This window comes from Candidatus Albibeggiatoa sp. nov. BB20 (assembly GCA_016744725.1).
In the GTDB taxonomy this organism is placed as follows: Bacteria; Pseudomonadota; Gammaproteobacteria; order Beggiatoales; family Beggiatoaceae; genus Albibeggiatoa.
The window spans coordinates 1-4,784 of record JADGDW010000240.1; the positions used below are offsets into that span (position 1 = coordinate 1).

A 4,784-nucleotide genomic window follows, 5' to 3' on the forward strand; every position below is an offset into this window, starting at 1 on the left:
GTTTATTCATTTATTTCTAAATTAAAAAATTGCTGAATTGTTTTTATCAAAGATGGTTTTATATTAGATAAATATAATCAATCGGTTAGCAACAACAGATATTTAGCCATCAACTTTGCTAGCTTGAAAAAAACAACCCATTTAATAAATAAGTTATGAGCATGGATTATGCCTAATATTTAAATGTTAAATATCAATCAATTATATTATCGTGCTGATGTTTTGTAGTATTTGCGACATAATACTATTAAGGGTAAATAAAATTTTGTCGCAAACATAACAATAGGATTTAAATTGAGGAGAATCCAGTATCAATGGCTTTTTAGGTTTAGAAGCAAGCGAAATGCCTCACAAGTAGTTTCATTCCAGCTATTTCAAATATCCAGTAAATTTATTGGATTGAGGCATTTTTATACAATCGCTTTATTTTTCCAAGGAAATTCAGCTTCTGGTACAGTACAATTTAAAAAGCGGCACAGCTTATCCCAGTCATCCCCTTCAAAAACATTAAATGCTAAAAATTTATCTTGAGGTTTATCTTTAAAAAACTGTGTTACTCGCTGGTCAAAAGCATGGTACACATCTGGCCAATTATCATGTTGATAAAAAAGCGTTTCATTGTGATGTTGTACCACCTCATTAACTGGGGAAAATGTTTTCTTAATCGTTTGAATATCACCTGCTGCATGGTATCTCATATAATGTTTGACCATGGACTTTTCCCAAGCAGCAACATCTCGAACCGTATAAATAAATTTAGCATTGGGATATTGGCTATAAAGTTGTTCAAAAATACAGGCAATTGTCGAGTCTGTCAGAGCATCGAATAAACAGGCATCTTTAGCATTGAGTTCACGCCGTGTATGAGGATTTTCCCAATGTTCTGTATGCAGATTTAATATACGCAAGGCTTGAGTTAAAGACGATGTTGCCGTTTTATTTAAACCAATGACAAAAACTTTAGCTCGTGTGTAATCAGGAAAAGAGGGTGAACTAAGCTTCTCTGCTATTTTGATTAAATCTTTGCCTTGTCCAGAATTGGATAATTGTGATTTATATTGGCCAATTAAAGCTTTAACCTGTTGATATTGTTCTAATGCCAAATGTAAACCAATGATAAGCTTGAATGTATTAAACTGGTCTTTTGAACTAAACTGACTGCTTTGTGTTTCTAATTTTTGTAATAACTTAATAAGCTGTTCACTTCTTTGTTGACCATCATAAAACCGCTGAATAAAACGAAAAAATGTATGATAAACAGGTGAATATTTTGAATCGATGGACAGGATTTGATTTAAATTATTTAAAGCATTTTCAGGCTGGTGGACAGCAATCAATTTTTTGGCTTTTAAATGTAACAGTTCTATGTTTTTAGGCTGGGTTTCCAACAATTCATCTAATAATGCAAGCACTTGGCTCACTGTTTTTGCATGCTGTGTGATATAACTTATTTTTCTATAAAGCTCTGATTTTTCTGGGTACTGCTGTATTAGAGATTTCAATAATTGTTCTGATTCTTCATATTGCCCAAGATGGAACAAGGTATCAGCCTTGTTATATAAACCAAAATATTGATGCTGAGACGAATCTGCTTGTGTTAAAAATTGCTCCCAATAAATCAGTGCCTGAGTATAATCCTCAATCTGCATCATAGCTTGAGCCAAACCCGCATAGCCTTCTAAGCGATCGGGATAAAGTGTTACAAGTGATTTAAACGTATTGATAGCATTATTTTGTTGATTACAAATTAAAAAAACTTCACTTTTGTTCAGCAACCACTTAAATTTATCTGGATGTTTTGGAAAAATATTTAAGCAATTATCCAAATATTGGATAGCCATTGGCCAGTTTTGTTGTTTTTTGGCACTGAGAAACAGGCCATTATAAAAATCAACTTGTTGTGGATATATTTTTATCGCCGCTTGGTAAGTCTGTTGGGCTGCTTGTAGGTTGTTTGTTTGCAGTAATAATGCGCCAAAATCCTTATATACCTGTGCAGGTTGTTTGGAATTAGACTGAAGCAATTGATAGTAGGTATTCAATGCTCCTTTAATATCATTTTGTTTTAATTGAAGTTGAGCCTGTTTAATATGATGCTGAGTACGGTTCATTTTAAAAATCTTTTGGTTTTTGTATAAGGCCTAAATCCACCAATTGTTGACTTGATACATACTTTTCAGTGCTAGGGCAAATACATGAATTATCTGTACCAAATTCAGATAGCTTTTGCTGGTAAATATGATGTCTACGTTGGCAATGTCCGCCCAGATTTACAATATTTTTATCTTGCAGTATATTTCTATCTGCATCAAGTAGTTGTGGATATAATGGCAGTTTATAGTGTAATAAGACACTGGAAACATCTGCAACTCGCGCCGCAGTGATGAAATGACTACTGGCTAAAAACTTAATTCCCTTGCCACCTTTTATCAATGGGGTTTTATTTTGTAATTCACGCCCCTCAAATAAACGTTTACGAACACCGCCTCTTACCCGCCAATAAGGTGCTTTATAATACCCAAAAAAGCTATAGTCATTATCAAAATAACATGCATTATCAATAGCCTGCCTTACTGTTAAATTATTTTTCCCAAAGGTTTCTGGGTACATATCCAACATAAAGCTTTTTACTGCTTCGTAGCCATTTGCATCTAAGTAATCTAATAAATGGTGAATCCCTTTGTGTTCCATTTCTGGGAATACAAATGCCTCATCTGTATCCGTAAACAAACACCAGTGCCCATCCCCGTAATCCTCAACTAATTGATTAATCCAACTCATTCCAGAGCCAGCACGCCCATAATGATCATTTGTCCAAAATAAATGCACATCAGCTTGTTGTAATAAAAAGGCTTGGGTTTGGTCAGAAGAATCATTATCAACTATGAAAAATCGCGTCACGCCTAATTGACGGTAATAATCTAAAAACCAATCAAGGCGTTGTAGTTCATCTTTAGTATAAGCAAATAAAAGTAACTCTCTATCCACTAAGTTTATTGGTTTACTATCGATGCGTTGCAGATTTGTTTTACTGTGTGTTTCTAGGGAGTATCTTTCTGCTAAATAGTGCATGGATATTTGTTTGGCTTTTTCTGCATCACCAATAAATTGATAATACCAAGATTGTATCTCTAAATAATCCGACTCAGTCTTGCTTAATAATGTTTTTGCAAGTTGGGCTGCTTGTTGTTGGTTGTTGTTATAAATATAAGCCCTCACCATATCTAGCTTTACTTGATCTATTTTCCTTGGATCTAACTGCTCTAACTGTATTGATTCAAAAAGTGGAATGGCTTGTTGTAACTTATCCTTTTCCCAATACCTAGTAAGAATATCTATTTTTTTCAGAAAAACCATCATATTTTCAGGATGAGCTTTGACCAATTGGTTAACGAGAGCGAGCGCAGCATCACACTGATACTGTAAATCAAAGTTAGTACAACGCGCTATTTGGAAACTCACATCTTGGGTTTTATTGTAGAGTTCAAGGCTCAATTTTTCAGCTTGTTCATATTCGGTTGCTTGCGATAGAGCAAAGATATACCCGCGTTGAATTTGAATCTCATCTGGAAATAATTGATAAGCTTGCTTCCAGCGATTGACAGCAATATCATATTGCATCATCTTTTCAGCAATTTTGGCAAATCCAATAAATCCAATAGGTTGTTTGGGATATTCTTGCATCGTTTGGCTAAAAATATGCTCTGCATCTTCTAATTTTCCTAAGTGACTATAAGCATTTGAATAGCTGACATACCACCAAATCTCAGCCTGTTGATGAAATTTATTAAAACAAATCTGCCAATATTTAAGTTCAGTTTGTCTATCATTGTTTAATTGGGCAATCCGAGCTAAATTGACATAGCTAGGACTTTCATTTGGGTCAAGTTTGATTAATATTTGACAGGTTTTTTCGGCATCGTCTAAAAGATTTAGTTGCATTAACATTTTTATTTTATTAGTAAGCCAGCTTGCTTGTATTTGTTGCGGAAACTTTTGCAAACACGTATCCCAGTATTCCAATGCAAGTTCCCATTTCCCTTGGGTTTGTGACAAAAATGCTAAACCAATATAACCCGCTGGCACTTGGGGCGCATGTTTAGTAATTAATTTAAATGTTTTTTCTGATTCTGCAAAACGCTCTAATTTTAGTAAAATATCTGCTTTGTTCACGAACCATAATAAATCTATCTTTTGGGGAAACGTGTGAATACAATATTCCCATCGTTCTAATGCTAACGCTAAATTTTTGGTCTGAGATGCAATTTTAGCCAAATAAACATGGGCTTCAATATAATTAGGGACATTCTTAATTAAAAATTGAAAACACTGTTCAGCCGCTTCAAGTTGATTATTTTTTATCAATAATTCACCTAAAGCTTGATAGACTTGAATTGGTTGGTTTGGACTTGCTTGAATTGCTTTTTGATAATGGGTGATGGCTGCTTGTACTTTACCTTGTTTTGCAAGCGTTGCGGCTTTTTGGATTAGGGGCGATGTTTGCAAAATAAAATCCTTTTCATCTTAAAAATCAACTTCATGAAATACCTCTGCTATTTTTTATAATCTATAAATTGCAAAGTTAATTCTAATATCAATAGTTCTTAAAAATAACTAAAAAAATCAATTACTAATCGCAAAACGTAAGCAATTGATCCTATTTTTTTATCTAAAACAAGCGCGATACTCAAAATAGTAGATTAAAATCATAAGAAAAATATTAAGCTTATTATAAAAGGGATTTGGTAATTTGAATAGAGGAGGGTTTTTATTTGGGATATTGC

At 33.7% G+C, this 4,784-nt stretch carries 2 protein-coding genes; both read right to left on the reverse strand.

The window, feature by feature from the left end:
- Window positions 1-410: 410 nt before the first annotated feature.
- The gene (locus ABXH34_RS17850) at window positions 411-2,111 is read right to left on the reverse strand and encodes a sulfotransferase (protein ID WP_353573241.1); all 1,701 of its coding nucleotides are present in this window, start codon (window positions 2,109-2,111) and stop codon (window positions 411-413) included.
- A 1-nt stretch (window position 2,112) separates the two neighbouring features.
- Complete coding sequence (locus ABXH34_RS17855; RefSeq protein ID WP_353573242.1) at window positions 2,113-4,506, reverse strand: tetratricopeptide repeat protein; 2,394 nt, start codon at window positions 4,504-4,506, stop codon at window positions 2,113-2,115.
- Window positions 4,507-4,784: the final 278 nt, after the last annotated feature.